The organism is Aggregatibacter actinomycetemcomitans DSM 8324 (assembly GCF_000372365.1).
GTDB lineage: Bacteria > Pseudomonadota > Gammaproteobacteria > Enterobacterales > Pasteurellaceae > Aggregatibacter > Aggregatibacter actinomycetemcomitans.
Map to the genome: position 1 here is coordinate 19,583 of NZ_AQUU01000006.1, position 24,873 is coordinate 44,455.

Here is a 24,873-nt window from a genome sequence, read left to right on the forward strand (position 1 = left end):
GTAAGCAAAGAAATGAGCTTATGAATAAAATATTCCGGTTTTTTTTCGCACTTTTATTAATTTTCAATAAACGTATTTTGTTTATTGTGTTAAACTGCCCAAGCAGTTTATGCGATTACGTCCACTTAAAAATTTCAAGCAGTTATAAAATTTAGTGGGATTATTAATTAAATATTAGACTATTACTTTAATTTCTAAGGAGTTTTTTTATGAGTAATTTTAAACACTCAATTTCAAAATTGAGTCTTATTGTATTAACATCATTAACCGTTACAGCTTGCGGAAGTGGCGGCGGTGGTTCCGGTACTCCGACACCTGTAGTTAATACTGGCGCTGTATTTTCAGTTTCAGAAAAAGGTGATGTATCAAAAACTTCAATAAATAGTAATTCAAATCTAAAAAGCGTTAGATATTGCTGGACATAAAATTAATCTACTTGAAGATTCTGATAGTTATAGTTTTATAGGCGAGAACAATAGCCTTTATCAATATGGTTATTTATCTTCTAAGACAGAAGATTTCCCTAATGATCAAGTATTTTACAATGGAGAAATTGCTAAAAATATTCCTAATGCGGGTGAAGTCCGCTATTCCGGTAGTGTAGTTATAGGTGGTCAGAAGAGTGATGGCGCCCCTATCGGAGCTAGTGAGCAATTAACAAAAGGTAAAGCAGAAATTAGAGCTGATTTTGGGTCAAAAAAATTAGATGGTCGATTTATCTTTGGGCCAGGAACCTTAGAACGTAAAAATATGTCCGCTGATTCTCAAGTAATTAATATGAATGCAACTATTTCTAATAACAGTTTTGAGGGAAAAGCTACATCTAAGCATTTATCTGGCGAGGCTACCGTGGAGGGTAAATTCTATGGTAATAATGCCGAAGCATTGGCTGGCGCATTTCATAGATCAGGAGACAAACCTTGGTATGGTGCGTTTGGTGCAAAAAAAGATGACAGTGCTAAACCTAATCCATAGTTCTTAATGGATAGAATAAAGCAAGCTACGGCTTGCTTTATTCATTTCTACAAATTTATACGCAATGAAACTTAACCATTCTTTTTTCTTTTTTGCTTTGTCGCTTGCAGCAACAAGTATGGTCTACGCCGAAGAGAGACCGGAACCGAGAAATAATTTGCCGGAAGAGCGTATTCAAGTGGCGAAGCCTCAGCTTGCGCAACCGCAGCCGGTGCAAACAGAGAGTAGCGATAATAAGCACACCCTTTCCATCACCAAAGAAGAGCTGGCAAAGCATCCTGACTTAATTATTCGCGGGTTGATTCCGGCGGTGCTGCAGAATAATACGGAGGCGGTGGAACTGCTGTTGCCGTTATACCAGAATCTGCCACAGCAGGATCCATTTTTATTAGCTTGGGCGGAGGCCATTATAGCGACCAAACAAGGGAATTATTCCCGTGCGGTGCAGGAATATCGCACTTTGTTTGCACAACGTCCCGATATTTTGCAGTTGCGTTATCAATTAGCGCACGCGTTATTTTTGAATAATGATAACGAAGCAGCAAAAGATCAGTTCCAAAAACTCCGTGCGGAAGTGAATGATGAACAATCGCAGCACGTGATCGATCAGTATTTAACGGCGATCAACCAACGTGATCAATGGAGAATCAGCGGCGGTATTAGTTTTTTAAATGAATCGAACGTCAGTAATGCACCAAAAGCGGGTACACGTATCGGTGGCTGGCAGGCGTGGCAACGCGAATCGGCACACGGGCTTTCTTATTATCTCAGTAGTGAAAAGAAATGGTCGCTGCCAAAAAATGTTTTCGCCAAATTTATTTGGGACGGACAAGGCAAATATTATTGGGATAACAAGAAATATAACGAATTCAACGCCCGTATCGGGGCAGGCTTGGGCTATCAAACGGCAAATACCGAAGTGGTGTTGTTGCCTTTCGCCGAACGTCGTTGGTATTCCGGCGGATCTTCCGGCAGTGATGCTATGAAGCAATTTTCTAAAAATTCCGGCGTACGTTTTGAATTAAGCCATTGGTTTCATAAAATGTGGCAAATTTCCACCGCACTTGAGTATGGCGAACAGCGTTATGTGAAGCGCAAACATTTAAGCGGCAATAATTATTTGTGGTCGAACACTTTGTTATTCCTGCCTTACAGCGGGCAATATTGGTTTGCCGGGGTGGATTACAACCGCGAAAATACCCGTGATAGCGATAATGCCTATCAGCGTAAAAATCTTCGTTTGGGCTGGGTGCAGGAATGGCCGTTGGGCATTTCTACCCGCATTTCCCTTGCCTATGCCAGACGAACTTATAACAACATTGATTTCTTTAGCATTCGCCAAAAAAACAACGAATATCAAGCCGCACTTACTGTATGGCATCGTAACCTGTACTTTTTGGGCATCACTCCTAAATTAACATGGTCGTATCAAAAAAACGACAGCAATCATCCGTTTTATCGTTATGATAAAAACCGGATTTATTTAGAAATGAGCAAAACTTTTTAAGGTTTTCAATGAAGGATGATGTAATGGATTTACAACAACGCTATAAACAAGCCACGAAAGAAGCGCGGTGGTCGCTGGGTTTAACGCTGCTTTATGTGGTCGGTTGGTGCTTATGCGCGTATTTGCCAAAAGGTACGCACGGTCCTATGGGTTTTCCGTTGTGGTTTGAACTTGCCTGTATTTATCTGCCGATTCTGTTTATTGTGGTGGCATATTGGCTGATTAAAATTGTATTTCAGGATATTCCGTTGGATGTGGAATCCCAAACGCAAAACATGACGGAGAATAAACAGTGAATTTAGGCATCATTTTTCCGTTAGTGATTTACTTGGCGTTTGTATTCGGCGCGGCGATTTACGCTTATGTTAAACGCCAAAAAAGCGGCGATTTTCTTTCCGAATATTATGTGGGCAACCGCTCTATGACGGGCTTTGTGCTCGCCATGACCACCGCCTCCACTTATGCCAGTGCCAGTTCTTTCATCGGCGGACCGGGTGCCGCGTATAAATACGGCTTGGGTTGGGTGTTGCTTGCCATGATTCAAGTGCCGGCAGTGTGGTTGGCGCTCGGTGCTTTGGGGAAAAAATTCGCATTACTTTCCCGCAAAACCAACGCTTTAACAATCAACGATCTGCTTCTGTATCGCTACAAAAACAAATATTTAGTGTGGATTGCCTGTGTGGCGTTGCTTATCGCCTTTTTTGCCGCCATGACCGTGCAGTTTATCGGCGGCGCCCGTTTATTGGAGACTACCATCGGCATTCCTTATACCCAAGCCTTGTTGATTTTTGCCCTGACAGTGGGGATTTATACCTTTGTCGGCGGCTTCCGCGCGGTGGTACTGACGGATACCATCCAAGGCACAGTGATGATTTTAGGCACCATTGTGTTATTGGTCGGTGTGATTTATCAGGTGGGCGGCATAGAAAGTGCGGTCAAAAAATTAACTGAAATCGACCCAAGTCTGGTTAGCCCGTACGGACCGAACGACATGCTGGATTTTCAATTCATGGCGTCCTTCTGGATTTTGGTGTGCTTTGGTGTGGTCGGCTTGCCGCACACGGCGGTACGTTGCATGGCATTTAAAGACAGCAAAGCCTTGCACAGCGGTATGCTTATTGGCACTATTGTGTTGACGGTGGTTATGTTAGGTATGCACTTGGCGGGCGCATTAGGTCGTGTTGTAGTGCCGGCTTTAACAGTGTCGGACAAAGTCATTCCAAGCCTAATGTTACAAGTGTTACCGCCTATCGTCGCGGGCATTTTCCTTGCCGCGCCGATGTCGGCAATCATGTCTACGGTGGATGCGCAGCTGATTCAATCTTCTTCCATTTTCGTGAAGGATTTATATTTAGCGACAAAACCACAGGCGGCGCAAAATCAAAAACGTATCGGGCGAATCTCCTCAATAATTACGTTAATTTTGACCGCACTTTTAATCTTCGCCTCCCTCAATCCGCCGGATATGATCATTTGGCTGAATCTGTTTGCCTTCGGTGGGTTGGAAGCGGCATTTTTGTGGGCCATCATATTCGGCTTATATTGGGATAAAGCCAATGCCTACGGCGCGATCAGCTCCATGTTAGCAGGCTTAATCTCATTTATTTTGCTCACCCAATTCGGCATTAAATTATTCGGCTTCAACCCTATTGTCCCGGCGCTGGTGTTCGGTTTGGCGGCGTTTTTGGTGGGAAATAAAATAGGAGGAATTGCTGATAAAGTGCGGTGAAAATAACGGGTGAATTCAATGAAAAAAACAGATCAGCAAAGTTTAGAAAATGCTTACCGCTTGTTTGAAACGGGTGATATTCATCAAATGGAAGTAGGAACTACGCGGGGATTGCAGCAGATTCATCGCTATTTATTTCAAGATTTGTATGAGTTTGCCGGCGTGATTCGGGAACAAAATATTTCCAAGGGAAATTTTCGTTTTGCCAACTCGCTTTATTTAAAGGAGGCGTTAGGGAAAATAGAGCAAATGCCCGAAAGCAGTTAAATATGTGGAAATGAATATTGCGCATCCGTTTTGGGAAGGAAATGGACGTTCAACCCGTATTTGGTTAGATTTAATTTTAAAGAAAAACTTAGGCAAAGTGGTTAATTGGCAAAATGTAGATAAAACGTTGTATTTACAAGCTATGGAGCGCAGTCCGATTAATGATTTGGAAATTCGCTTTTTATTACAAAGTAATTTGACTGATGATGTGAATAACCGTGAGATGATTTTTAAAGGTATTGAGCAATCTTATTATTACGAAGGTTACGGGAAATAATAAGGAATAAGTATGGCTTGGATTCAAATTCGCCTGAACAGTACTAACGAAAAGGCAGAGCAACTCAGTGATTTCTTAGAAGAAATCGGATCGGTATCAGTGACTTTTATGGACAGTCAGGACACGCCGATTTTTGAGCCGCTGCAGGGGGAAACCCGTTTGTGGGGTAATACGGATGTGATTGCTTTGTTTGATGCGGAAACCGACATGAACGCGGTGGTGACGCAGCTTAAACAGGCAAAGTATTTGGACAATCATGCCGCTTATAAAATCGAGCAAATCGAAGATAAAGATTGGGAACGTGAATGGATGGATAATTTCCACCCGATGCAATTCGGCAAGCGCTTGTGGATTTGTCCGAGTTGGCGTGAAGTGCCTGATCCTAAAGCAGTAAACGTGATGCTTGATCCGGGGCTGGCGTTCGGTACGGGAACCCACCCGACTACGGCGTTATGCCTGGAGTGGCTGGACGGCTTAGGTTTGCAAGGCAAAACTGTGATTGATTTCGGTTGCGGTTCCGGCATTCTTGCCATTGCGGCGTTGAAACTGGGGGCAAAAAGTGCGGTGGGTATTGACATCGATCCGCAGGCGATTCTGGCAAGTCGCAATAATGCAGAGCAAAACGGCGTCGCCGATCGTTTGCAGCTGTGTTTGTCTGATGAAAGACCATCGGATTTAAACGCCGATGTAGTGGTGGCGAACATTCTCGCCGGTCCGTTAAAAGAGCTTTATCCCGTGATTAGCCAATTGGTGAAACCGAACGGTGATTTGGGTTTATCGGGTATTCTGGCAACCCAGGCGCAGTCCGTGTGCAATGTTTATGCCGAGGGTTTTGTGTTGGCGCTGGTGGCAGAACGTGAAGAATGGTGTCGGATTACGGGCAAGCTGAAATGTTGAATCATGCCCTATGACATAAAAGTGCGGTGGTTTTTAGCGGTGTTTTCAAGCGCTGAAAAACAGTGAAAAAAATCACCGCACTTTTTGTTTTCCCCCTTCAATTACTTCAAAATCCATATAAAATTTATGGATAATGTCAAGCCTTTCTTATGATTTTTTTTCAGAAATTTGACGAAGTTAAAAGAATGAAAAAAAATTACAGATTGTCTAAAAAATACACTTTTCAAACGCCCTAAAAGTGCGTATGATAGCCCACCTTGTCGGTTGGCAAGGGCATTTGGTCAAGTTGCCGGAAAGTAGTGGGGTCGCGGTGCGCATTGGTTCTTATCAATTAAAAAATCGCATTTTATTGGCTCCTATGGCAGGTGTTACCGATTTGCCTTTTCGGCGAATTTGCGCCAATTATGGTGCAGGTTTGACCTTCTCCGAAATGATGTCAACCAATCCACAGGTATGGTATACCGAGAAATCGAAACTGCGCTTGGCGCATCACCAAGAAGCAGGGATTAATGCCGTACAAATCGCGGGTTCCGATCCTGATGGAATGGCGCAAGCCGCTCAAGTGAATGTGGAATACGGCGCTCAGATTATCGATATTAATATGGGCTGTCCAGCAAAAAAGGTGAATCGTAAAATGGCGGGTTCCGCCCTTTTGCAATATCCTGACTTGGTTCGACGGATTCTTGAGGCTGTGGTGAAAGCAGTTAAGGTTCCGGTAACCTTGAAGATTCGCACAGGTTGGGATATGGAAAATCGAAATTGTGTAGAAATCGCCAAAATCGCAGAACAAAGCGGAATTCAAGCGCTCACCGTGCATGGTCGTACGCGCGCCTGTAAATTTGAAGGTGTGGCGGAATACGATTCCATTAAAGCGGTGAAGCAAAATGTTTCCCTTCCGGTGATTGCCAACGGCGATATAACTTCTGCCGAACAAGCCAAATTCGTTCTCGATTACACGGGGGCGGACGGCATAATGATCGGACGTGGTGCATTGGGGCGACCTTGGTTGTTTCAAACGGTGGTCGGCTTAATTGAGCAACATTCGATCGTTGCGGAACCAAGTTTAGAAGAAAAATGTAGTGTGATTTTGCAGCATATCCGCGATCTTCATCGATTTTACGGCGAAGAAAAAGGGTATCGCATCGCACGCAAGCATATCACTTGGTACTTACAGGATATTCACCCCGATTCTGTTTTTAAGCAACGTTTTAATGCGCTAACCTCCGCTAAAGAGCAATTACACGCGTTAGAACAATTTTTTAAGTTAATATTTACATGGATAGAACAATGTTAGAACAACAACGCAATCCGGCTGAAGCGTTAACGGTTTCAGTATTAAATTCTCAGTCACAAGTAACCAATAAACCTCTGCGTGATTCGGTAAAACAGGCTTTAAGAAACTACTTGTCTCAATTAGACGGTCAAGATGTGAATGAGCTTTATGAATTGGTCTTGGCAGAAGTTGAACATCCGATGTTAGATATGGTGATGCAATATACCCGTGGTAATCAGACCCGTGCGGCGACAATGCTTGGTATTAACCGCGGTACATTGCGTAAAAAATTAAAAAAATACGGTATGGGTTAGTTTTTAACTCATTTTTTACTATCGCCCTTGTCCTGTTGACAAGGGTTTTTTATTGTGAACCCGTGTATCGAGTATTTATTCCTAGTCTCCTAAAGCCATTTACATCGCTCATAACTGCGGACTAAACGGGGTAGCGCATTGAACGTAGCTTGATGTGAACCAATCGCTAGACGAAAAAACGCAGGAAGAACTGACCGCACTTCAATCAAAACTTGATCGTGGTACAGTACAACGACAACCACCTTAACCTAACAAACAGCATTCGGCAAACCCGAACGGATCCGTCCTTGGTATCAGTCCTTTCCAACACCAATGGCCGCATCGACATCATGATGCCACGTACGTATACAGAAATTAGACCACAGTCATTTCTAACTACATTTTTCACATACAAAAGTACTGATAGTTTTCGCTATAACTGTTTTTCTTTAGATTTAGGCGGGTTATTCCAAGCCGATAACTTCTCGGCCGTTGTGGGAAGGTTCTTCAATTTTACTTTTTTCACATTTTGCGTGTAGCCTATGATAGGTTTGTTATTGAATAAATAAGCTTTTTTGTGGCATCACAATAAAACGTACTCCTGCTTCCTGAAGTACGTTTGGTTTTTCCGGAATATTAGAGTAGCAATGTAGTACCCCATTTTATGATATCAAAGAAGAATCTATTTTCACTGGTAGCAACCCCTTGATCCGAATTCTCTCCACCTTCGGTTTTCTTTTCTTCAATCACACCATTCTTATATTTACCTTTAACTACATCTAAATCATCACGGGCATTAGTGCGTAAGGTTTGGCATTTAAAATGATCTAAATACTCAACTTCTTCAAATTTAAATTTCTTATATTGATAAGTAGCGTATAACATAGATTTTTCATCATTTTGAATTATTTTTAAGTATTTTTCTCCGATGATGTTTTCTAATGGATATAAGAGTATGTATTGAGAATAAATATAAGTATCTTCCCGAGAAAAATGTTCTTTTTGTATTCGGGTTAAATTAGGGTAAATACACTGTTCTGCTTGCTTACTATCAAAAGCCCAACGTTTTGCATCAATGTCAGATAGTAGATAATCGGCGCCGGCAAATTCTCCCGGGATTGGTGTTATAGGATCGTCTGCACATCCGACTAATAGTAATGTAACTACAGAAAAAATAACTTTTTTTAACATTCCTTAGCCTTATGAATTTAAAGAAAGCGAAGCTGTATTCTAGCAATAAGTTATCTATTGATAAATGGTTTGTTTATAGGAAAGGACAAGAAGGGGGAGAAAATTAGAAACCGCACTTCTAAAGTGCGGTCATTTTCACGGGTGTTTTTTATTCATTAAACGAATCTTTTAAGCGTTCTTCTGCGCGGCGGGATTCACTCTTATGCTGTAGCTTGTTGAGCTGTCTCTCCAATTTTTCTTCTACGTCGTTGATGGCTTTGTACATATCTTCCTCTTCGGCACTGGCAATCAGATTGCCGAACGGGGTGCCGATGGAAGCATCAACAGAGAAGCCCTTAGGGGTTTTATTTAAAATAAAGTGAGGATTTATCAGTTGGGTATGCCATTTTTTCAGTTTGCTGAGTCGTTCTTCAACGTGGGCGCGGATTGCAGGGGTGATATCCATTTGTTTGCTTGTGATATTTAATGTCATAGCATTTACCTCTTATTGTTGTGAATGGGTCGAAGACCCGGTTAAAATCCTTAGTTACAACATAGTTATGTTGATTGGACTTTTCAAGGTTTTTTTTGATGGTTGGAGGAGAAAATCCGAAAAATATGATCTGGGTCTGATAATTGAAAAAAGAAACCTTTTTTGTGAACCAAAATTGTTATGATAAAGCGGATATTGTTTTTTAATATCCGCTTTTACATCATCACATTACGCCATTTCATCCAGGTCGCGTTGGTTGGTTTTCAAACGGGTAAAATAATCTTTGGTTTCCTCAATCACCACTTTACGTAAGCCGATTAACGCCACCAAATTCGGGAAAACCATTAGACCGTTGACGATATCCGCCAGAATCCAAATGAGATTTAACTGAATAAACGCCCCGCAGCCGACCAACGCAATGAAAACGGCGCGGTAAAGTTTAATGCCTTTGATACCGACCAAATACACAAAACAGCGTTCGCCGTAATAACACCAGCCGAGAATCGTGGTAAAAGCGAAAAATAACAAGCCAATGGTCACAATAGTCGCGCCGACAGAGGAGTTTAAGCCGCTTGAAAAAGCGAAATTGGTGACGGCGGCGCCTTCCATGCCGGGCGATTGCCATGCGCCGGTAAGTACTAACACAATGCCCGTCATGGTGCAGACAATGATCGTATCAAGGAACGTGCCGGTCATGGAAATCAACCCTTGACGCACCGGTTCTTTGGTTTGCGCGGCAGCGGCGGCAATAGGTGCACTTCCTAAGCCCGATTCATTAGAGAAAATCCCCCGCGCCACGCCCGATTGAATGGCTTTCATGACGCTAAAGCCCAGCGCGCCGCCCAATGCTGCTTCCGGATTGAAAGCGCTATGAACGATTAACTGAAGTGCGGTCGGAATTTTTTCTAAATTTAACAGCATAATGACGATGGAAGTGGCGACATAAGATAACGCCATAAACGGCACGATGTAAGAGGACACCAAGGCGATACGTTTTACCCCACCGAGAATAATCAAGCCCACTAAAATAGTGATAACCGCCGCCGTGGCAGGAATCGGAATGCTGAAGGTGTCGTTCATAGCGTGGGTGATGGCGTTTACTTGCGGGAAAGTACCGATGCCGAAAAATGCCACCAGCACGCCGAACACGGCAAACAGCTTCGCCAGCCAGCCTAAGCCGAGACCGCGCTCAATGTAATACATCGGACCGCCCGCCATAAAGCCGTTTTTATCCCTCACGCGATATTTCACCGCCAGTAAACATTCGGCGTATTTGGTCGCCATGCCGAGCAATGCCACCAACCACATCCAGAAAATCGCACCCGGTCCGCCCGCCTGTACGGCAGTGGCAACGCCCACGATATTTCCCGTGCCGATGGTGGCGGCAAGGGCAGTGCATAGCGCGGCGAAAGAGGACACGTCGCCTTTTTGCTGCAAACCGGAATCCCGTTTAAATAAATAGCGCAATGCGCGCGGCAATTGGATGATTTGAATGAAGCCCAGACGCAGGGTTAAATATAATCCCGTGCCGGATAATAAAATGAGTAGGGGCGGTCCCCATACGAAAGTATTTATTGCAGATAAAACGCCTTCTAATGACATTTGAGGTTCCTCGTAAATAACCAAATTACAAGGAGGCGAAAAGAATGTTGCGGATCAACAAAATGAAAAATTAACCCAATTGCCTTGAGTTAACGCTAACCGAATATCTCCTGCCCCTGTCCTTTTGCCTGAGCGTTTGAAAAGCCTGATGGAATCAAGCTTCTTTGCGCCTTCGGCGTCCATTAGCACTTAAAAAGTCGTTACCTTGAAAGTAAACGCTTTAAAAGTACCTTGGATCTCTCCAAGGGTTCTTCCAGTAACAGTCCCTGCCATCGCGCCTGAAAGATTTTACCTCGTCGGCGTGGGGTCGATTCCCCGCTCTCCAGCTACCTTCGTCCGAACAATTTATGTTTGCACATAAAGTGCGGTGGATTTTAACAAGATAATGTCAAGATCTCAACCATGCGCCCGGTCGCGCTGCCATTTTTTTGCAATGTAGCTACAGGTCGGTTTGAGCTTGAGTTGCTTTTCCCGAATAAATTCCACTAACGCCTGATATAGCTTATCCGCCACGCCTTGCCCGCGCAGCGCTTCCGACACATAGGTGTGGTCAGCGTTAATGGTGTTGTCATCAATGAAAAAATAGGTGAGTTCGGCAATGCGCCGTTGTTGCTCGTCTAAAATAAAGAAGGCACCCTGTTCCGCATTTTGCTCGTGTTGAATGTGCATTAGTGTTTTACCCAATCATTGTCTTCGTTTAACAAACCGTCTGCCGCAAAATCGGCGGTTTCGCATGGAATGGCTTTTTCTTCCGCCGCCCATTCGCCTAAATCAATTAATTGACAGCGTTTGCTGCAAAACGGACGATAAGGGCTTTGCTCCGACCAAACCACTGTTTTGTAGCAAATAGGGCAGGGCAGGGCACGGTAAAGGTTTCATCGCTCATTAAATATCTCCGCAAATTGTAAATAGAGGTGGTGCAAGTCTAGCACTTTTTGCTTCAGTTGAGGCAGGTTTCGGGCTAAATCCTCGTCATTATTAATGACATCATCGGCGTACTTTAAGCGTTCCGCACGGCTGACTTGCGATTGCATAATATTTTTAATAAGCGCCAACTGATTGTTATCCCGCCGATTTGCCCGTTCTAGTTGGGTTTGTTCACTCACATCCACTACTAAAATCCGTTGGCAAAGTGCGGTCAATTTATTTTCAATTAATAAGGGCACCACAAAAAGACAATAAGGCGCACGTTGCACTGCCAACTGTTTTAACATTTCGCGACGAATGGCGGGGTGCAACAACTGATTCAGCCACTGTTTTTGCGATTCATCGGCAAACACCTTCTCCCGTAAGGCGGTGCGATTGAGTGAACCGTCGGCAAGCAAAATTTCCTCGCCGAAATGTTCAGCGATTTCTGCCAATAACGGCGAGCCTTTTTCTACCACCTGACGCGCCACCACATCCGCATCAATCACCGACACACCAAGTTCGGCAAACAAATCGGCAACGGTGCTTTTGCCACTGCCGATCCCACCGGTTAACCCGACCACATAAGTCATGTTGTTTCCTTTGCTTAATCAATGATAGGACGATCATACGTTCATGACATCAATTAAGCAATAAACAGACCACGCCGGCTAGGGACATAAAGGGACCGAAAGGCACGGCGTTGAGTGTGCGATGTTGGTATTTGGCGTAGGCAGCATAAAGTAAGCCGAAAAAGCAGGCGAGGAATAAAAAAACAGGAAATTGGTGTGCCGGGAGAAAAACGCCTAAGCCCAGTGCCAACCAATAATCGCCGCGTCCGAGAGCTTCTTGTCGGTAGTACCATTTTGCGGCGTGGTAGATGGCATAAAAAACACCGAAAAAAACAACCGCACTTTGCAGGCTTTGCTCCAATGTTAATGTGCCGATTTGCCAGTATGCCGCGCCTAAACCGAGGGTAAACAAGGCTTGGCATAAGGCGGGTGAAATCAAGCGATAGTGCCAATCCACTAGGGAAATGGCAATTAATAAGGCGCCATAAAGGGCAAAGCATAGGGCTTGTAACGGTTCATTGATGGCATAACAAATAATGAACAGCAAGGTGAATAAAAGGCTGTAAAGGGGCGCGGAAAAATGCCGTTTAAGCGGTTTCAGAATCGACTTTTCCGCTGTAAAGTGCGGTGGGTTTTGCGGGTAAATTTCCGTGTAGGCGGCATGAACCTCGCGGCTGAGGTTATCGGCGAAATGTTCTACATAACGATGAACACGCCACCCGCATAGTGCGCCACCAAGCAAAAAAAGTAGCCACATCATTGTACCAGCGAGCCCATGTTGAAAATCGGTAAATACATACCGAGCATAATCAAGCCGATCAGCCCGCCGATAATTACCATCAACAACGGTTCCAGCATTTGTGACAGTAGATCGATTTGGTGATCCAATTGTTGCTGATGATCGTTGGCGATAAATTGCAGCATTTTCGGCAATTGACCGCTTTGTTCGCCGACTTGCAGCATTTGTTGTGCCGCCGGCGGGAAGATTTGTCCGCTTACGCTGGCGGAGAACGGATAGCCTTGTTGAATCCAATGCAGTGCCGATTGCACTCCCGCAATAAGCAGCCAATCCCCTTGCTGCTGCGGTTTAGTTTGCCAGCTTTGTTGTTTCGGTAGGAAAGATTGTAGCGCCTGATTCAGCGGAATACCTGCCTGTAACATCAAAAACAAGCTGTGACTGAATCCCACTAAACGGGAGAGTTGTACGATACGATTAAGTAGCGGAATACTGTTAATCAGCCGGTTTTTTTGTCGGTTAAGCCAAGGCGAATGTTTGAGGCGAAAGCGAATTAACGCCACGGTCAGCGCAATAAACATGAGCAGCGCGAACCAATAACCCTGCAAGCCTTGGGAAAGGGCTAGTAAAACCTGCGTGAACACGGGCAGTTGCGCGTTGCTGTTGTCATACATGGCGGCAAATTGCGGCACGATGAACAGCAATAAAAGTGCGGTCAAAATCAATGAGATTCCGAGCACCAGCAACGGATAAAGCAGGATTTTCTGAATTTTACGCTGCAACGCCAGCGCCTGTTGTTTATGTTGTGCGATTTCATGACAAACGGCGGCAAGTTTGCCTGTCATTTCACCCACCTGAATCAGTTGGCGTTCCTGATAGGTTAAGTATAAACCTTGTTGTTCCAATGCTTGAGAAAATGCTAAGCCGCTTTCAATCTCCTGTAGCAAGCAGCGTAGCCAGCGATTCAACGCAATATTGGTACAATTTTGCAATAAAATTTGCAGGCTGTTTTTCAGCGGCACGGCGGCTTGTAACAGCGTCGCCAGTTGGGAAAGCAGCGTGCAGATGTCGGCATTTTTCGGTTTGTGGCTAAATTGCCAGTTTTGTTGTAATTTGATGTTTTGCAACCCGCATGAAAGCAGCTGTTGTTGTGCCATCGCCTCCGTTTCCGCCACGATTAAGCCTTTTTGTTTTTGCTGTAGTCGATTAACGGCGCGCCATTGAAACAGTTTCAATTTAATCATGAGTTTGTCCTAACACCCGTTGGATTTCGGTTAAATCTGTTGTGCCGTCTTTGAGTTTTTCTAAAGCGCTTTGGCCTAAATCGGCGAAATCCGTTTCATAGCCCTGCGGATGTTGTAAATTCGGTTGCAGGAATTGATAGACCCCGACACGCCCTTTGTAGCCTTGATGGCAATCGCAAAAACGCGTGGCATTTCCACCGCACTTTTGGCAGCGTTTGCGCACCAAACGTTGGGCGATCACCAGCAACAAACTGCCGTCGATTTCATGGCGTTGAATGCCGAGTTGTTGCAGGCGGGAAATGGCGGAAGGGGCGTCGTTGGTATGTAGCGTCGAAAGCACCAAATGCCCCGTTTGCGCGGCGCGTAATGCCATGGCGGCACTTTCTTCATCACGAATTTCACCTAACATAATAATGTCCGGATCTTGACGTAAAAAGGTGCGAAGCAATCGGCTGAAATCCAAGCCGATAGGGTGATTCACTTGGCTTTGAATAATGCCTGGGAGCTGAATTTCAATGGGATCTTCCGCCGTCATAATGTGTTTTTCAGACGTATTTAAGTACTGCAACGCCGTATATAAAGAAATACTTTTGCCGCTGCCTGTCGGACCGGTGACTAAAATCAAGCCTTGTGGTTGGCTCAAGGCACGACGAAAACGCTGTTGCTGTGATTCCGTCATGCCCAGTTCACCGAATGCCAGTTGCACGGGACGATTTTGTTGCAAACGCAGGACCGCTTTTTCACCGAATTGGGTGGCAAGGGTGGAAAGGCGAAAATCCAGCGTGTCGGAAAACGTCGTTTTAAACTGAAAGCGTCCGTCTTGCGGCAGGCGGGTTTCGCTAATATCCAGTTTTGCCAATAATTTTAAACGAGAAATCAGTCGGCTCGCTATGGATAAGGGAACGGTGTTTTGCACCTGCAGCACGCCGTCAATGCGAAAACGGGTTTGCAGGCAGTCTGCTTGCGGTTCCAGATGAATATCGGAGGCTTTTTGTGCCGTCGCGCTTTCAAAAATATCATTTAACAGCCGAATAATCGGTTCGTCATACGGTTGTGTCGGCTGTTCCTGTGACAGTGCGGAATAAAAGAGCGGTTGATTTTCTTCGACTTTTTCGACGCGCGGGGATAAATCCTGCAATGCGGTTTTTAGCGTTTGGCTTTCAATTAATACCGGCTCAATGGTTTTGCCGGTGAGAAAAGAAAAGGCTTCACAGGCGCTCAGGTTAGTTAACGAGTCTAACCCTAGCCACAAGGTCTGCCCGTTTTCTGCTAAGGGCAGGGCGAGATAACGCAACAGGACGGTTTGTTGTTGCTGATTTTTAAGCCATAGCTCGGGCGCAATGGTAAAGTCCCCGTGATTTTGGCTGTGAATCAAATAACCTTGCGCCATCGGATTTTGCATGGATCATTGCCCCGCTGCGTTAGTGATTAAGAACAGAAACCTGCCGGGAAAATGTCGGCATTATTGCCGCAGGCGGCGTTCCAGCTGACCCCGCTGGCAGCCGTGCCCGAAGCGGTAAGGGTGTAGCTGATTTTATCCAAACTGCCTTTGCCGGTAACGGTGATGACGCCGCCTTTGACCGCAGTGGATTTCACATATTTTTGTTTCGAAGCATCTGCAACATCTGCTTGAATGCCGTTTTGTCCGCCGCTACAATTTTCAGCCTTACCGGTGTTATAAATACAGAGTTCCACTTCGGAACGTAATGGGGCGGAGGCTTGTAATAATTCGGAAACCGCCGCTTTTTTAGTGTAATTTTGATAAGATGGTACGGCTACGGTGGCGAGAATAGCAACAATAGCGATGACGATCATTAATTCGATTAATGTAAACCCTTTTTTAACGAATTTTAGCGAAATAAACGCGGATTGAATTTTCATAAAAATACCTTTGTAAAAAATAATGTGTGCCAAATTGGGCGCGGGCATTTTGCCTAAGGTAAAAAACACCGTAAAATTCCACCGCACTTTTATGGGATCCCGATCGCAAAAAGAAAATCTTATGACGGAAAAACAACGACAAATTAAAGACGGTTGGTTGCTTGATGAAAGACGGGTGCTTTCTCCTCACTTTGACCAACGCCCCGACCCGCAGGACATTTCCCTGTTGATTATTCATTACATCAGTTTGCCGCCGGAACAGTTTGGCGGCGGTTACATTGATGATTTTTTCCAAGGTAAACTGGACGCACAGGCACATCCGTATTTTCAGGAAATCAGTCTGCTGCGGGTGTCGGCACATTGTTTGATTGAGCGCACGGGGCGCATTACGCAATATGTGAATTTTAACGACCGCGCGTGGCACGCGGGACTATCCTATTTTGAAGGACGGGAAAAATGCAATGATTTTGCCATCGGCATTGAATTGGAAGGTAGCAATGAACAGCCGTTTACCACACAGCAATATGACACGCTACAACGCTTAACCCGACAAATTATGCAGGCGTATCCGCGGATTACCAAAGAACGCATTGTAGGGCATTGTGATGTGTCGCCGGGGCGAAAAATCGATCCGGGACAATATTTCGATTGGCAGCGTTATTTGCAACATTTATGAGTTGAACAATAAATATACAGTATAAAACGGCATTTTTCATTAACAGAAAAATGCCGTTGTTTTTTTAGCAGCTGATTGATGAATAAAGGAAATTTTTCTTCTGATTTCACTCCATAGGGAGTTTATGGGATTTATTTCAAGTTATACCCCCGCTAAAACACAATTTTATCCACAGAAATGCTGAATAACTCACAAGGGGGTTAAAAATGTGGCAAGTCAAATTGAGTGAAAAATTCGTTGGTTATTTGCTAAACAGGATTTGTGCAAAAAATATTAAGGAAAATGAATGGAGTGGCTGACCGATTATTTTTGCTGAAGATTTGAACATTGATAGGCAGATGCCCCCCGCATAATGGGACATGAAAAACGGCTCACGGATTATTTTACGGTTTTCCGAAATTTATCCACAAACTTATGTACAGTCGGTGAGTAACAAAAAATACCTCAAGAATGGGTTTGAGGTATCTAATGATTTATTTGATTAACGCCACGGGGATTTTCACCACCAGTTTTTTTAATTTAACCGTTTGTCCGTTGACGTTACAACCCGGGCGGTGCGGTTCGTACGGATAAAATACCACGAACATTTTCGGCCTTAAGGTTAGAGTATTTTGCTGTTCGATGATCGGGCAAAGTTGATAGTCGTCGGCATCGTTGTAATCGGTGTATTGGTTTAAATCAGGGTGGGTCACGCTGTAATCAATACTTTCGGCGCCGCTGATTAATACTTGTACATCTAAATATTTGTGGTGCAGTTCCGCTTGTTTGCTGTCTGCCGGGGCGGTGTCAAATTCCATAACGTTCATGTAAATTTGGTCGGTAATGTTATGGCGTCCGTTGGTTAACGCGGTTAAGTCCAAGCCGTTTAAATAGTCACAGATTTGTGCAATAACGGGCGGTAAGCCTAATTTTACATCTGCGCGGGTAAGATCTCCTATAATCATGATGTTCTCCTTTCATTTGTTATTTTTGATGTGTTTATTTAATACGAGGAAAATTTTATCACCGGTGTGTCAAGGCGGGTAGTGATAAATATGATTTGATTAAAAAAATTACCCAAGGGGGCAAAAGCCTAGTATAATGTACCGGTTTTATTTTCTGAATTAGCGTGCGGCTAACAAAAGTAATTTTCTGCGTGGTAGCCAATGAAAGTGCGGTCGGTTTTAAGATTATTTTTGCTAGTCGCAAATTGGAAAATAAAACATCGTTATTATTTATTTGCAAAAAGGAAAACATTGTGAATCCAATTGTTAAACAGTTTAAATACGGTCAACATACCGTAACCTTAGAAACCGGTGCGATCGCCCGTCAAGCAACCGCAGCGGTCATGGCAAGCATGGACAATACGACCGTATTCGTGACTGTGGTTGCTAAAAAAGATGTGAAAGAAGGTCAGGATTTCTTCCCATTGACCGTTAATTATCAAGAGCGTACTTATGCCGCCGGTCGCATTCCCGGCGGTTTCTTCAAACGCGAAGGTCGTCCGTCCGAAGGCGAAACCTTAATTGCCCGTTTAATCGACCGTCCGATTCGTCCGTTATTCCCGGAAGGGTTTTTCAACGAAATTCAAGTGGTTGCCACCGTGGTATCGGTAAATCCGCAAATCAGCCCGGATTTAGTGGCAATGATCGGTGCGTCCGCCGCGTTATCTTTATCCGGTGTGCCGTTTAATGGTCCGATCGGTGCAGCGCGTGTGGGTTTTATTAACGGTCAATTCGTGCTAAACCCAACCATGAACGAGCAAAAACAAAGCCGTTTGGATTTAGTGGTGGCGGGTACCGATAAAGCCGTGTTAATGGTGGAATCCGAAGCGGATATTTTAACCGAAGAACAAATGTTGGCGGCGGTGGTTTATGGTCATCAGCAACAACAAGTGGTCATTGAGGCCATCAAAGAACTCGTTGCCGAAGCGGGCAAACCGCGTTGGGATTGGGTTGCGCCTGAACCGAACACGGCGTTAATTAACAAAGTGAAAGCGTTGGCGGAAGCCCGTTTAGGCGATGCCTATCGTATCACCGAAAAACAATCCCGCTATGAGCAAATCGATGCTATTAAAGCGGATGTGATTGCACAAATCACCGCTGAAGACGAAGAGGTCAGCGAGGGTAAAATTATTGATATTTTCACCGCACTTGAAAGTCAAATCGTGCGTGGCCGCATTATCGCAGGCGAACCGCGTATCGATGGCCGTACTGTTGACACCGTGCGTGCATTGGATATTTGCACCGGCGTATTACCGCGTACCCACGGCTCCGCGATTTTTACCCGTGGTGAAACCCAAGCCTTGGCGGTGGCGACTTTAGGTACCGAGCGTGATGCGCAAATTATTGATGAATTGACCGGCGAACGTTCCGATCACTTCCTATTCCACTATAACTTCCCGCCGTACTCCGTGGGTGAAACCGGTATGATCGGTTCACCGAAACGTCGTGAAATCGGTCATGGTCGTTTGGCAAAACGCGGTGTGGCGGCAGTTATGCCAACTTTGGCTGAATTTCCTTATGTGGTTCGTGTGGTATCCGAAATCACCGAATCGAACGGTTCTTCTTCTATGGCGTCCGTATGTGGTGCTTCTCTTGCCTTAATGGATGCCGGTGTGCCGATTAAAGCGGCAGTAGCAGGTATCGCCATGGGTTTGGTGAAAGAAGAGGATAAATTTGTAGTGCTTTCCGATATTCTTGGCGATGAAGATCACTTAGGTGATATGGACTTCAAAGTTGCCGGTACCCGTGAAGGCGTGACTGCGTTGCAAATGGATATCAAAATTGAAGGCATCACTGCAGAAATTATGCAAATTGCCCTGAATCAGGCGAAAAGTGCGCGTATGCACATTCTTGGCGTGATGGAACAAGCGATTCCGGCACCACGTGCGGATATTTCCGATTTTGCACCGCGTATTTACACTATGAAGATCGATCCGAAGAAAATCAAAGATGTTATCGGTAAAGGCGGTGCGGTTATTCGTGCGCTGACCGAAGAAACCGGCACTTCCATTGATATTGATGACGATGGTACGGTGAAAATTGCTGCGGTAGATAAAAATGCAGTGCAGGATGTAATGGCACGCATTGAAGACATCACTGCCGAAGTGGAAGTCGGCGCAACTTACAAAGGTAAAGTCATCCGTTTGGCGGATTTTGGCGCGTTTGTGGCAATCGTCGGTAACAAAGAAGGTTTAGTTCATATTTCACAAATCGCTGAAGAACGTGTGGAAAAAGTGAGCGATTATCTACAAGTAGGACAAGAAGTGATGGTGAAAGTGGTCGAAATCGATCGCCAGGGTCGTATCCGTTTAACTATGAAAGACCTTGTGCCTAAACAAGATACTGTTCAACAACCTGCCGACAACCTTTTTGAACAGGAGTGATTTAGTTTAGGATTAATGTTACGGCGCATGTGTCGTAACATTTACTTTTCAACAAGCAGACCCATGCTTTAAGGCTGGCAAGAAATGACACAACGTCGGTTGTTTAATTTCACGGTATTTCTACCTGGTTTATTTTTCACTTTGCTGCTGTCCGGTTGTGTCGGAATCAATCAAAGCTTTGTGTCTAAAAATTCTGTGGTATTGGCCGATCAAAATCCTGCTCAACATTTTGAACAGGAAGTGATGATTGTTCGGATTAGCCAAGTTTTGCTGGTTGGAAAAATGAGTAATGAAGAACGTGCCGCCCTGCATTTTGAACGGGGTGTGCTTTACGATAGTTTGGGGCTTTGGGCTTTAGCACGTTATGATTTTACTCAGGCTCTTGCACTGCAACCGAAAATGACCGCGGTGTATAACTATTTGGGACTTTATTTATTACTTGATGAAGATTACGATGGGGCTTTGGAAGCATTTAATGCTGTGCTTAGCTTAGATCCCGACTATGAATATACGATGTTAAATCGTGCTTTGGATTTCTATTATGTGGGGCGTTATAACCTTGCCCAGCAGGATTTTCTGAGTTTCTATCAACGCAATAAATCCGATCCCTACCGTGTTTTATGGCTGTATTTGAATGAATTAAGATTCAAGCCCGACGAAGCACAAAAAAATCTGGCTCAACGTGCAATTGGGCTTTCTCATGATTATTGGGGTACCTACATTGTCCAATACTATTTGGGCAAACTTTCAGTACGGGAATTACAGGCTAAAGCGGAGCAGTTTTCCAAGCAAACTTCGACGCAATATGCGGAAATTCTTACTGAAACCTACTTTTATCTGGCAAAACAAAAACTCAATATGGGGCAGGTTGATGAGGCGGAGACCTTATTAAAACTGGCTATTGCAAATCAGGTGTATAACTTTGTGGAGTATCGTTTTGCGGTGTTTGAGCTACTGAAATTAGGACAACAGGTTCAAACGGAATAATGGTGAGCATGGCTTAACCGATAACATGTGGTAAGACGTAAAACGGCGCACATTGTGATTAACCTGAAAGCACTTTATTGAGCTTTCCTTTATATAATTCGAGTATTTTTAATGACTGAAACTAAAATGACTTTCATGGATTTAGGCTTGCCTGAATTCATCCTTAATGCTGTTTCCGATCTGGGTTTTCAAACTCCTTCTCCGATTCAACAAATTTGCATACCGCACTTATTAGAAGGGCGTGACGTACTGGGTATGGCGCAAACCGGTAGCGGCAAAACAGCGGCATTTGCGTTACCGATTTTGGCGAAAATTGATCCTAATGAAAAACATCCGCAATTATTGGTGATGGCACCGACCCGTGAGCTGGCAATTCAGGTTGCTGACGCCTGCGAACAATTTATGAAATATGCCAAAGGCATCAATATCGTGACCTTATATGGCGGTCAACGTTATGACATTCAATTACGCGCGCTCAAACAAGGCGCACAAGTGGTGGTGGGAACACCGGGACGTATTCTGGATCATATTCGTCGCGGCACATTAAATCTGGCGGAACTCAAAGCCATTGTATTGGATGAAGCGGACGAAATGTTGCGTATGGGCTTTATTGAAGATGTGGAAACCGTGATGGCGGAACTGCCTGAACACCACCAAACCGCCTTATTCTCCGCCACCATGCCGGAACCGATTCGTCGCATTACCAAGCGCTTCATGAAAGATCCGCAGGAAATCAAAATCAAAGCGACTCAGCAAAGTGCGCCGGATATTGCGCAAAGTTGTTGGTATGTGCATGGCTTCCGTAAAAACGATGCCTTATTGCGTTTCCTTGAAGTGGAGGATTTTGATGCAGCGATTATTTTCACCCGTACCAAAACCGGCACTTTGGACGTGACGGAATTACTGGAAAAACACGGTTTCCGTGCCGCCGCATTAAACGGCGACATGACTCAACAATTGCGTGAACAAACCCTTGACCGTTTGCGTAGTGGTAGTTTAGATATTGTTGTTGCTACTGATGTGGCGGCGCGCGGTATTGATATTGAACGTATCAGTCTTGTGGTTAACTACGATATTCCGCTGGATGCCGAATCCTATGTTCACCGTATCGGACGTACCGGCCGTGCAGGACGCTCCGGTCGGGCGTTATTGTTCGTTGAACCACGTGAACGCCGTTTGTTGCGCAATGTTGAGCACCTTATCAAGAAAAACATTGAAGAAGTGGAACTGCCAAATCATGAAGTGCTGCAAGCCTGTCGTCGTAAAAAATTCAAAGACAAAATTACCACTCAGTTGGAACATCATGATTTAGAGCTTTACCGTCAATTGCTGGAAGACATGTTCACGGCAGATCAATCGCAGGAAGACATTGCGGCGGCAATGATGATGTTGTTGCAGGGCAAACAAAAACTGATTCTCCCACCGGATCCGGTCGTAGAGAAAAAAGCCCGTCGTGAACGTGGTGAGCGTGGCGATCGTCGTGAAAATCCGCGTTCGGCGGAGCGTCGCGGGGAACGCAAAGGCTATGGTACGCCGCAACCGATGGATTTATACCGTATCGAAGTCGGGCGTGGCGATGGCGTGGAAGTGCGTCATATCGTCGGCGCCATTGCCAATGAAGGGGATATTAACAGCCGTTATATCGGCCATATCAAACTTTATGACGATTATTCCACCATTGAATTGCCGCAAGGTATGCCGAAAGAATTGTTACAGCAGTTCGGCAAGACCCGCGTGTTGAATAAACAAATGCGTATGTCTTTCATCGGCGAAGCCAAAGGCGAACGAGGCGGCGATAACTTCGGCGGCAAACGTCGCGGCGGACGTTTTGAAGACAACGGCTTTAAAGGCGAGCGTAAATTTAAAGAAAAAACGCACCGCACTTTTAAAGAAAAACGCGAGTTCAGAAAATAAAAAAGAAACACCGCACCAAAAAGTGCGGTGGTTTTTCCCGATGAATTTACGGCTTGTCCATGGATAAGCCGTTTTTTTGGCTGTTATAAATCCGTTCCCTTAATATCGCGGGTATAGACTTTATCCGCCACATCCAGGATTTCATCCGCCATACGATTGGCGAGAATGACATCGGCTTGTTGCTTGAACGCGTTTAAATCAGTCACCACTTCCGAGCCAAAAAAGTCTTTTTCAGCATATTCCGGTTCGTAAATAATCACTTTCACACCCGCTTTTTTGATGCGTTTGATCACGTATTGAATGCTGGAGCTACGGAAATTATCGGAACCGTGTTTCATGGTTAAACGATGAACGCCCACTACTGATGGCTTTCTTCTCAACACTTCCTCGGCAATGAAATCTTTGCGCACCGAGTTGGATTTCACAATGGCACTAATCAGGGTTTGCGGAATATCTTTATAGTTTGCCAGCAATTGCTTGGTGTCTTTAGGCAGGCAATAACCGCCGTAACCGAAAGACGGATTGTTGTAATGCGTGCCGATACGCGGATCAAGAGACACCCCTTCGATAATCTCCGCCGTATTGAACCCGTGCGTTGCGGCAAAGGTATCCAATTCGTTGAAGAATGTCACCCGCAAGGCAAGGTAGGAATTGGCAAATAATTTGATACATTCCGCTTCATTTGAATGGGTCAAGATAATCGGCGCGGGAATTGCTATGACAATGCGGTGATAGAGAGTTTTTTCAGCACGTTGAAGTCGGCATGTTTTTATTCCCATCAGTTTAAGGACATTGACGAATTAGAACGGGCGATACATGACTATATTCGTTATTATAACGAGGAGCGCATTAAGCCTAAATTAAACAATTTGAGCCCTGTGCAGTACAGAGCTCAATATTTAACTTAGGTTTAGTTATCTGTCCAACTTTTGGGGTGCAGATCAAAAGTGCGGTCAGTTTTTTCGGTGAATTTCAGGTTTAAAAATAACGGGTAAGAAGATGCAATTAGATAAAATTATTGCGCAAAATATTGTTAAGCGCGCCATGAATATTATTGGTTGTTCGGTGAATGTGATGGATCATCACGGGATTATTATTGCTTCCGGAAATCCCGCCCGTTTGAACCAGTTGCATACCGGTGCGGTGCTTGCTTTACGTCAGAACAGAATGGTGGAAGTGGATGAAAACCTTGCGGAAAAATGGAATTTTGACGCGCACCCGGGGATCAACGTGCCGATTCAATATCTTGGCAATAATATCGGTGTAATTGGTATTTCCGGCGTGCCGGAACAGGTTAAGCCCTATGCAGAATTAGTCAAAATGACGGCGGAATTAATTATTGAACAACATATTTTATTGGAGAAAGAAAGCTGGAATCGACGCTATAAAGAAGAATTTATTTTACAGCTGGTAAAAGGAAATTTATCTCTGGCGGAAATACAACAACAGGCAGCGTTTTTTTCTTTTGCATTAGATATTCCGCGCGTCGTCATTATTATTAAATTATTACATCCCAACGCCGATTCATTACAGCAATTAGTGGGTTATTTAGAACAACCGCAATTTGAACAAGATGTGGCGATTTTATCCTTGGATCAAATTATTATTTTGCAGCCTTTTAATATTTTTGCCCAATTTGGCAAACAGCTAAAAAAATTATTACCGAAGGACTATTCGCAGCAGGATTACAAAATCGCCATCGGTGCACAGCTGGAATGTCCTGCCGGCGAGCAGTTGCATTTATCTTATCGCAGTGCCTTAAGCACCTTGCAGTATGGTTTGAAACATTATCCGCGCAAAACCCTTTACTTTTTCGAACAATATCGACTGCCTGTTTTGTTGGCGGGCATTGCCGATAGCTGGCAGGCGGAAGAATTGTTAAAACCGCTAAAAGCCTTATTTTCGGAAGAGAACGCGTTGCTCTTTAAAACATTGCAACAATATTTTTTATCAAATTGTGATCTTGTTCTCACTGCACAAAAATTGTTCATTCACCCTAACACGTTGCGCTATCGGTTGGCGAAGATTGAACAGATAACCGCATTGTCTTTCAATAAGATAGAGGATCGGTTTAGCCTTTATTTAAGTACCGTACTCATTTAGATTT

24 protein-coding genes, 4 pseudogenes and 1 riboswitch are annotated in these 24,873 nt (G+C 44.4%); of the genes and pseudogenes, 16 read left to right on the forward strand and 12 right to left on the reverse strand.

Features of this window, described 5'->3' with window-relative positions:
- Positions 1-209 precede the first annotated feature (209 nt).
- The 10 genes and pseudogenes from A3CS_RS1000000112225 to A3CS_RS1000000112525 all read left to right on the forward strand — a co-directional run.
- Entirely contained in the window at positions 210-425 is a 216-nt protein-coding gene (locus tag A3CS_RS1000000112225; protein WP_233143747.1) for a hypothetical protein, read from the forward strand.
- 127 nt (positions 426-552) lie between these two features.
- Positions 553-975 carry a transferrin-binding protein-like solute binding protein gene (locus A3CS_RS1000000112230; protein WP_284692485.1) on the forward strand — a complete coding sequence of 141 codons (423 nt, stop codon included), beginning with the start codon at positions 553-555 and terminating at the stop codon, positions 973-975.
- A 64-nt stretch (positions 976-1,039) separates the two neighbouring features.
- Positions 1,040-2,482, forward strand: coding sequence for a surface lipoprotein assembly modifier (locus A3CS_RS0104375; protein ID WP_005588498.1), 1,443 nt, complete (start codon positions 1,040-1,042; stop codon positions 2,480-2,482).
- 23 nt (positions 2,483-2,505) lie between these two features.
- Positions 2,506-2,778: a YhdT family protein gene (locus tag A3CS_RS0104380; RefSeq protein ID WP_005547570.1), complete on the forward strand. Its 273-nt coding sequence runs from the start codon at positions 2,506-2,508 to the stop codon at positions 2,776-2,778.
- Positions 2,775-4,211 carry a sodium/pantothenate symporter gene (gene panF / locus A3CS_RS0104385; RefSeq protein ID WP_005547568.1) on the forward strand — a complete coding sequence of 479 codons (1,437 nt, stop codon included), beginning with the start codon at positions 2,775-2,777 and terminating at the stop codon, positions 4,209-4,211. The genes A3CS_RS0104380 and panF overlap by 4 nt, the downstream gene beginning before the upstream one ends.
- Positions 4,212-4,229: 18 nt before the next feature.
- Positions 4,230-4,755: pseudogene (fic, locus tag A3CS_RS01000000110870) on the forward strand (protein adenylyltransferase Fic).
- Positions 4,756-4,767: 12 nt separating this feature from the next.
- The gene (prmA, locus tag A3CS_RS0104395) at positions 4,768-5,652 is read left to right on the forward strand and encodes a 50S ribosomal protein L11 methyltransferase (protein ID WP_005547565.1); all 885 of its coding nucleotides are present in this window, start codon (positions 4,768-4,770) and stop codon (positions 5,650-5,652) included.
- 310 nt (positions 5,653-5,962) lie between these two features.
- A complete protein-coding gene (gene dusB, locus A3CS_RS0104400) occupies positions 5,963-6,946 on the forward strand; it encodes a tRNA dihydrouridine synthase DusB (RefSeq protein ID WP_202903454.1) in 984 nt (327 codons plus the stop codon).
- Complete coding sequence (fis, locus tag A3CS_RS0104405) at positions 6,940-7,239, forward strand: DNA-binding transcriptional regulator Fis (RefSeq protein WP_005540710.1); 300 nt, start codon at positions 6,940-6,942, stop codon at positions 7,237-7,239. Before dusB ends, fis begins: the two co-directional genes overlap by 7 nt.
- 175 nt (positions 7,240-7,414) lie before the next feature.
- Positions 7,415-7,577 (forward strand): annotated as a pseudogene (locus tag A3CS_RS1000000112525) (phosphoribosylformylglycinamidine synthase subunit PurQ); the annotation flags it as partial.
- A gap of 277 nt (positions 7,578-7,854) precedes the next feature.
- Here A3CS_RS1000000112525 and A3CS_RS0104410 read toward each other — a convergent pair.
- The 10 genes and pseudogenes from A3CS_RS0104410 to A3CS_RS0104455 all read right to left on the reverse strand — a co-directional run bounded on the left by A3CS_RS0104410 (position 7,855) and on the right by A3CS_RS0104455 (position 15,822).
- On the reverse strand, positions 7,855-8,409 hold the full coding sequence (locus tag A3CS_RS0104410; RefSeq protein ID WP_019518271.1) for a DUF5358 domain-containing protein: 555 nt from the start codon (positions 8,407-8,409) through the stop codon (positions 7,855-7,857).
- 148 nt (positions 8,410-8,557) lie between these two features.
- Positions 8,558-8,881 carry a ribosome-associated translation inhibitor RaiA gene (gene raiA / locus A3CS_RS0104415; RefSeq protein WP_005540708.1) on the reverse strand — a complete coding sequence of 108 codons (324 nt, stop codon included), beginning with the start codon at positions 8,879-8,881 and terminating at the stop codon, positions 8,558-8,560.
- A gap of 228 nt (positions 8,882-9,109) precedes the next feature.
- Positions 9,110-10,483, reverse strand: coding sequence for an alanine/glycine:cation symporter family protein (locus A3CS_RS0104420; RefSeq protein WP_005547554.1), 1,374 nt, complete (start codon positions 10,481-10,483; stop codon positions 9,110-9,112).
- A gap of 106 nt (positions 10,484-10,589) precedes the next feature.
- A riboswitch (glycine riboswitch) is annotated at positions 10,590-10,738 on the reverse strand.
- Between the two features lie 141 nt (positions 10,739-10,879).
- Positions 10,880-11,152: a GNAT family N-acetyltransferase gene (locus tag A3CS_RS0104425; RefSeq protein WP_005547552.1), complete on the reverse strand. Its 273-nt coding sequence runs from the start codon at positions 11,150-11,152 to the stop codon at positions 10,880-10,882.
- Positions 11,152-11,369 (reverse strand): annotated as a pseudogene (gene yacG / locus A3CS_RS0104430) (DNA gyrase inhibitor YacG). Before yacG ends, A3CS_RS0104425 begins: the two are co-directional and overlap by 1 nt.
- Positions 11,359-11,982: a dephospho-CoA kinase gene (gene coaE / locus A3CS_RS0104435; RefSeq protein ID WP_005547548.1), complete on the reverse strand. Its 624-nt coding sequence runs from the start codon at positions 11,980-11,982 to the stop codon at positions 11,359-11,361. Before coaE ends, yacG begins: the two are co-directional and overlap by 11 nt.
- A 49-nt stretch (positions 11,983-12,031) precedes the next feature.
- Entirely contained in the window at positions 12,032-12,721 is a 690-nt protein-coding gene (locus A3CS_RS0104440; protein ID WP_005547547.1) for a prepilin peptidase, read from the reverse strand.
- Positions 12,718-13,941, reverse strand: a complete 1,224-nt coding sequence (locus A3CS_RS0104445) for a type II secretion system F family protein (RefSeq protein WP_005567968.1) — start codon at positions 13,939-13,941, stop codon at positions 12,718-12,720. Before A3CS_RS0104445 ends, A3CS_RS0104440 begins: the two co-directional genes overlap by 4 nt.
- Positions 13,934-15,343, reverse strand: coding sequence for a GspE/PulE family protein (locus A3CS_RS0104450; protein ID WP_019518272.1), 1,410 nt, complete (start codon positions 15,341-15,343; stop codon positions 13,934-13,936). Before A3CS_RS0104450 ends, A3CS_RS0104445 begins: the two co-directional genes overlap by 8 nt.
- Before the next feature lie 26 nt (positions 15,344-15,369).
- The gene (locus A3CS_RS0104455; protein WP_005586498.1) at positions 15,370-15,822 is read right to left on the reverse strand and encodes a pilin; all 453 of its coding nucleotides are present in this window, start codon (positions 15,820-15,822) and stop codon (positions 15,370-15,372) included.
- A gap of 121 nt (positions 15,823-15,943) precedes the next feature.
- Between A3CS_RS0104455 and ampD the strand changes: the two genes are divergently transcribed.
- On the forward strand, positions 15,944-16,498 hold the full coding sequence (gene ampD / locus A3CS_RS0104460) for a 1,6-anhydro-N-acetylmuramyl-L-alanine amidase AmpD (RefSeq protein WP_005567973.1): 555 nt from the start codon (positions 15,944-15,946) through the stop codon (positions 16,496-16,498).
- 473 nt (positions 16,499-16,971) lie between these two features.
- Here ampD and nanQ read toward each other — a convergent pair whose 3' ends face one another.
- On the reverse strand, positions 16,972-17,442 hold the full coding sequence (gene nanQ / locus A3CS_RS0104470) for an N-acetylneuraminate anomerase (protein WP_005547536.1): 471 nt from the start codon (positions 17,440-17,442) through the stop codon (positions 16,972-16,974).
- A gap of 293 nt (positions 17,443-17,735) precedes the next feature.
- Between nanQ and pnp the strand changes: the two genes are divergently transcribed.
- The 3 genes from pnp (at position 17,736) to A3CS_RS0104485 (ending at position 22,766) form a co-directional block, all read left to right on the forward strand.
- Positions 17,736-19,865 (forward strand): polyribonucleotide nucleotidyltransferase, encoded by a 2,130-nt coding sequence (pnp, locus tag A3CS_RS0104475; RefSeq protein WP_026161176.1) that lies wholly within the window; start codon positions 17,736-17,738, stop codon positions 19,863-19,865.
- 84 nt (positions 19,866-19,949) lie between these two features.
- Positions 19,950-20,852 carry a lipoprotein NlpI gene (nlpI, locus tag A3CS_RS0104480; RefSeq protein WP_019518275.1) on the forward strand — a complete coding sequence of 301 codons (903 nt, stop codon included), beginning with the start codon at positions 19,950-19,952 and terminating at the stop codon, positions 20,850-20,852.
- Positions 20,853-20,963: 111 nt separating this feature from the next.
- Complete coding sequence (locus tag A3CS_RS0104485; protein ID WP_026161177.1) at positions 20,964-22,766, forward strand: DEAD/DEAH box helicase; 1,803 nt, start codon at positions 20,964-20,966, stop codon at positions 22,764-22,766.
- A gap of 83 nt (positions 22,767-22,849) precedes the next feature.
- Here the strand turns inward: A3CS_RS0104485 and A3CS_RS01000000110875 are convergent, their stop codons facing one another.
- On the reverse strand, positions 22,850-23,545 hold the full coding sequence (locus A3CS_RS01000000110875) for a UDP binding domain-containing protein (RefSeq protein ID WP_005588406.1): 696 nt from the start codon (positions 23,543-23,545) through the stop codon (positions 22,850-22,852).
- Here A3CS_RS01000000110875 and A3CS_RS1000000111445 point away from each other — a divergent pair.
- Both A3CS_RS1000000111445 and A3CS_RS0104495 read left to right on the forward strand, forming a co-directional pair.
- Positions 23,465-23,674: pseudogene (locus A3CS_RS1000000111445) on the forward strand (IS3 family transposase); the annotation flags it as partial. The gene A3CS_RS01000000110875 and the pseudogene A3CS_RS1000000111445 overlap by 81 nt on opposite strands.
- 91 nt (positions 23,675-23,765) lie before the next feature.
- Entirely contained in the window at positions 23,766-24,869 is a 1,104-nt protein-coding gene (locus A3CS_RS0104495) for a sugar diacid recognition domain-containing protein (RefSeq protein WP_005547526.1), read from the forward strand.
- Positions 24,870-24,873: the final 4 nt, after the last annotated feature.

Coding starts and splice junctions, on each gene's coding strand:
- A3CS_RS0104420 (WP_005547554.1), bottom strand. CDS start 10,483: ATGTCATTAGAAGGCGTTTTATCTGCAATAAATACTTTCGTATGGGGA.
- nlpI (WP_019518275.1), top strand. CDS start 19,950: ATGACACAACGTCGGTTGTTTAATTTCACGGTATTTCTACCTGGTTTA.
- raiA (WP_005540708.1), bottom strand. CDS start 8,881: ATGACATTAAATATCACAAGCAAACAAATGGATATCACCCCTGCAATC.
- ampD (WP_005567973.1), top strand. CDS start 15,944: ATGACGGAAAAACAACGACAAATTAAAGACGGTTGGTTGCTTGATGAA.
- A3CS_RS0104380 (WP_005547570.1), top strand. CDS start 2,506: ATGGATTTACAACAACGCTATAAACAAGCCACGAAAGAAGCGCGGTGG.
- A3CS_RS0104375 (WP_005588498.1), top strand. CDS start 1,040: ATGAAACTTAACCATTCTTTTTTCTTTTTTGCTTTGTCGCTTGCAGCA.
- A3CS_RS1000000112225 (WP_233143747.1), top strand. CDS start 210: ATGAGTAATTTTAAACACTCAATTTCAAAATTGAGTCTTATTGTATTA.
- A3CS_RS0104495 (WP_005547526.1), top strand. CDS start 23,766: ATGCAATTAGATAAAATTATTGCGCAAAATATTGTTAAGCGCGCCATG.
- A3CS_RS0104440 (WP_005547547.1), bottom strand. CDS start 12,721: ATGATGTGGCTACTTTTTTTGCTTGGTGGCGCACTATGCGGGTGGCGT.
- coaE (WP_005547548.1), bottom strand. CDS start 11,982: ATGACTTATGTGGTCGGGTTAACCGGTGGGATCGGCAGTGGCAAAAGC.
- A3CS_RS0104485 (WP_026161177.1), top strand. CDS start 20,964: ATGACTGAAACTAAAATGACTTTCATGGATTTAGGCTTGCCTGAATTC.
- A3CS_RS0104425 (WP_005547552.1), bottom strand. CDS start 11,152: ATGCACATTCAACACGAGCAAAATGCGGAACAGGGTGCCTTCTTTATT.
- A3CS_RS01000000110875 (WP_005588406.1), bottom strand. CDS start 23,545: ATGGGAATAAAAACATGCCGACTTCAACGTGCTGAAAAAACTCTCTAT.
- nanQ (WP_005547536.1), bottom strand. CDS start 17,442: ATGATTATAGGAGATCTTACCCGCGCAGATGTAAAATTAGGCTTACCG.
- A3CS_RS0104450 (WP_019518272.1), bottom strand. CDS start 15,343: ATGCAAAATCCGATGGCGCAAGGTTATTTGATTCACAGCCAAAATCAC.
- A3CS_RS0104455 (WP_005586498.1), bottom strand. CDS start 15,822: ATGAAAATTCAATCCGCGTTTATTTCGCTAAAATTCGTTAAAAAAGGG.
- A3CS_RS0104445 (WP_005567968.1), bottom strand. CDS start 13,941: ATGATTAAATTGAAACTGTTTCAATGGCGCGCCGTTAATCGACTACAG.
- A3CS_RS0104410 (WP_019518271.1), bottom strand. CDS start 8,409: ATGTTAAAAAAAGTTATTTTTTCTGTAGTTACATTACTATTAGTCGGA.
- fis (WP_005540710.1), top strand. CDS start 6,940: ATGTTAGAACAACAACGCAATCCGGCTGAAGCGTTAACGGTTTCAGTA.
- prmA (WP_005547565.1), top strand. CDS start 4,768: ATGGCTTGGATTCAAATTCGCCTGAACAGTACTAACGAAAAGGCAGAG.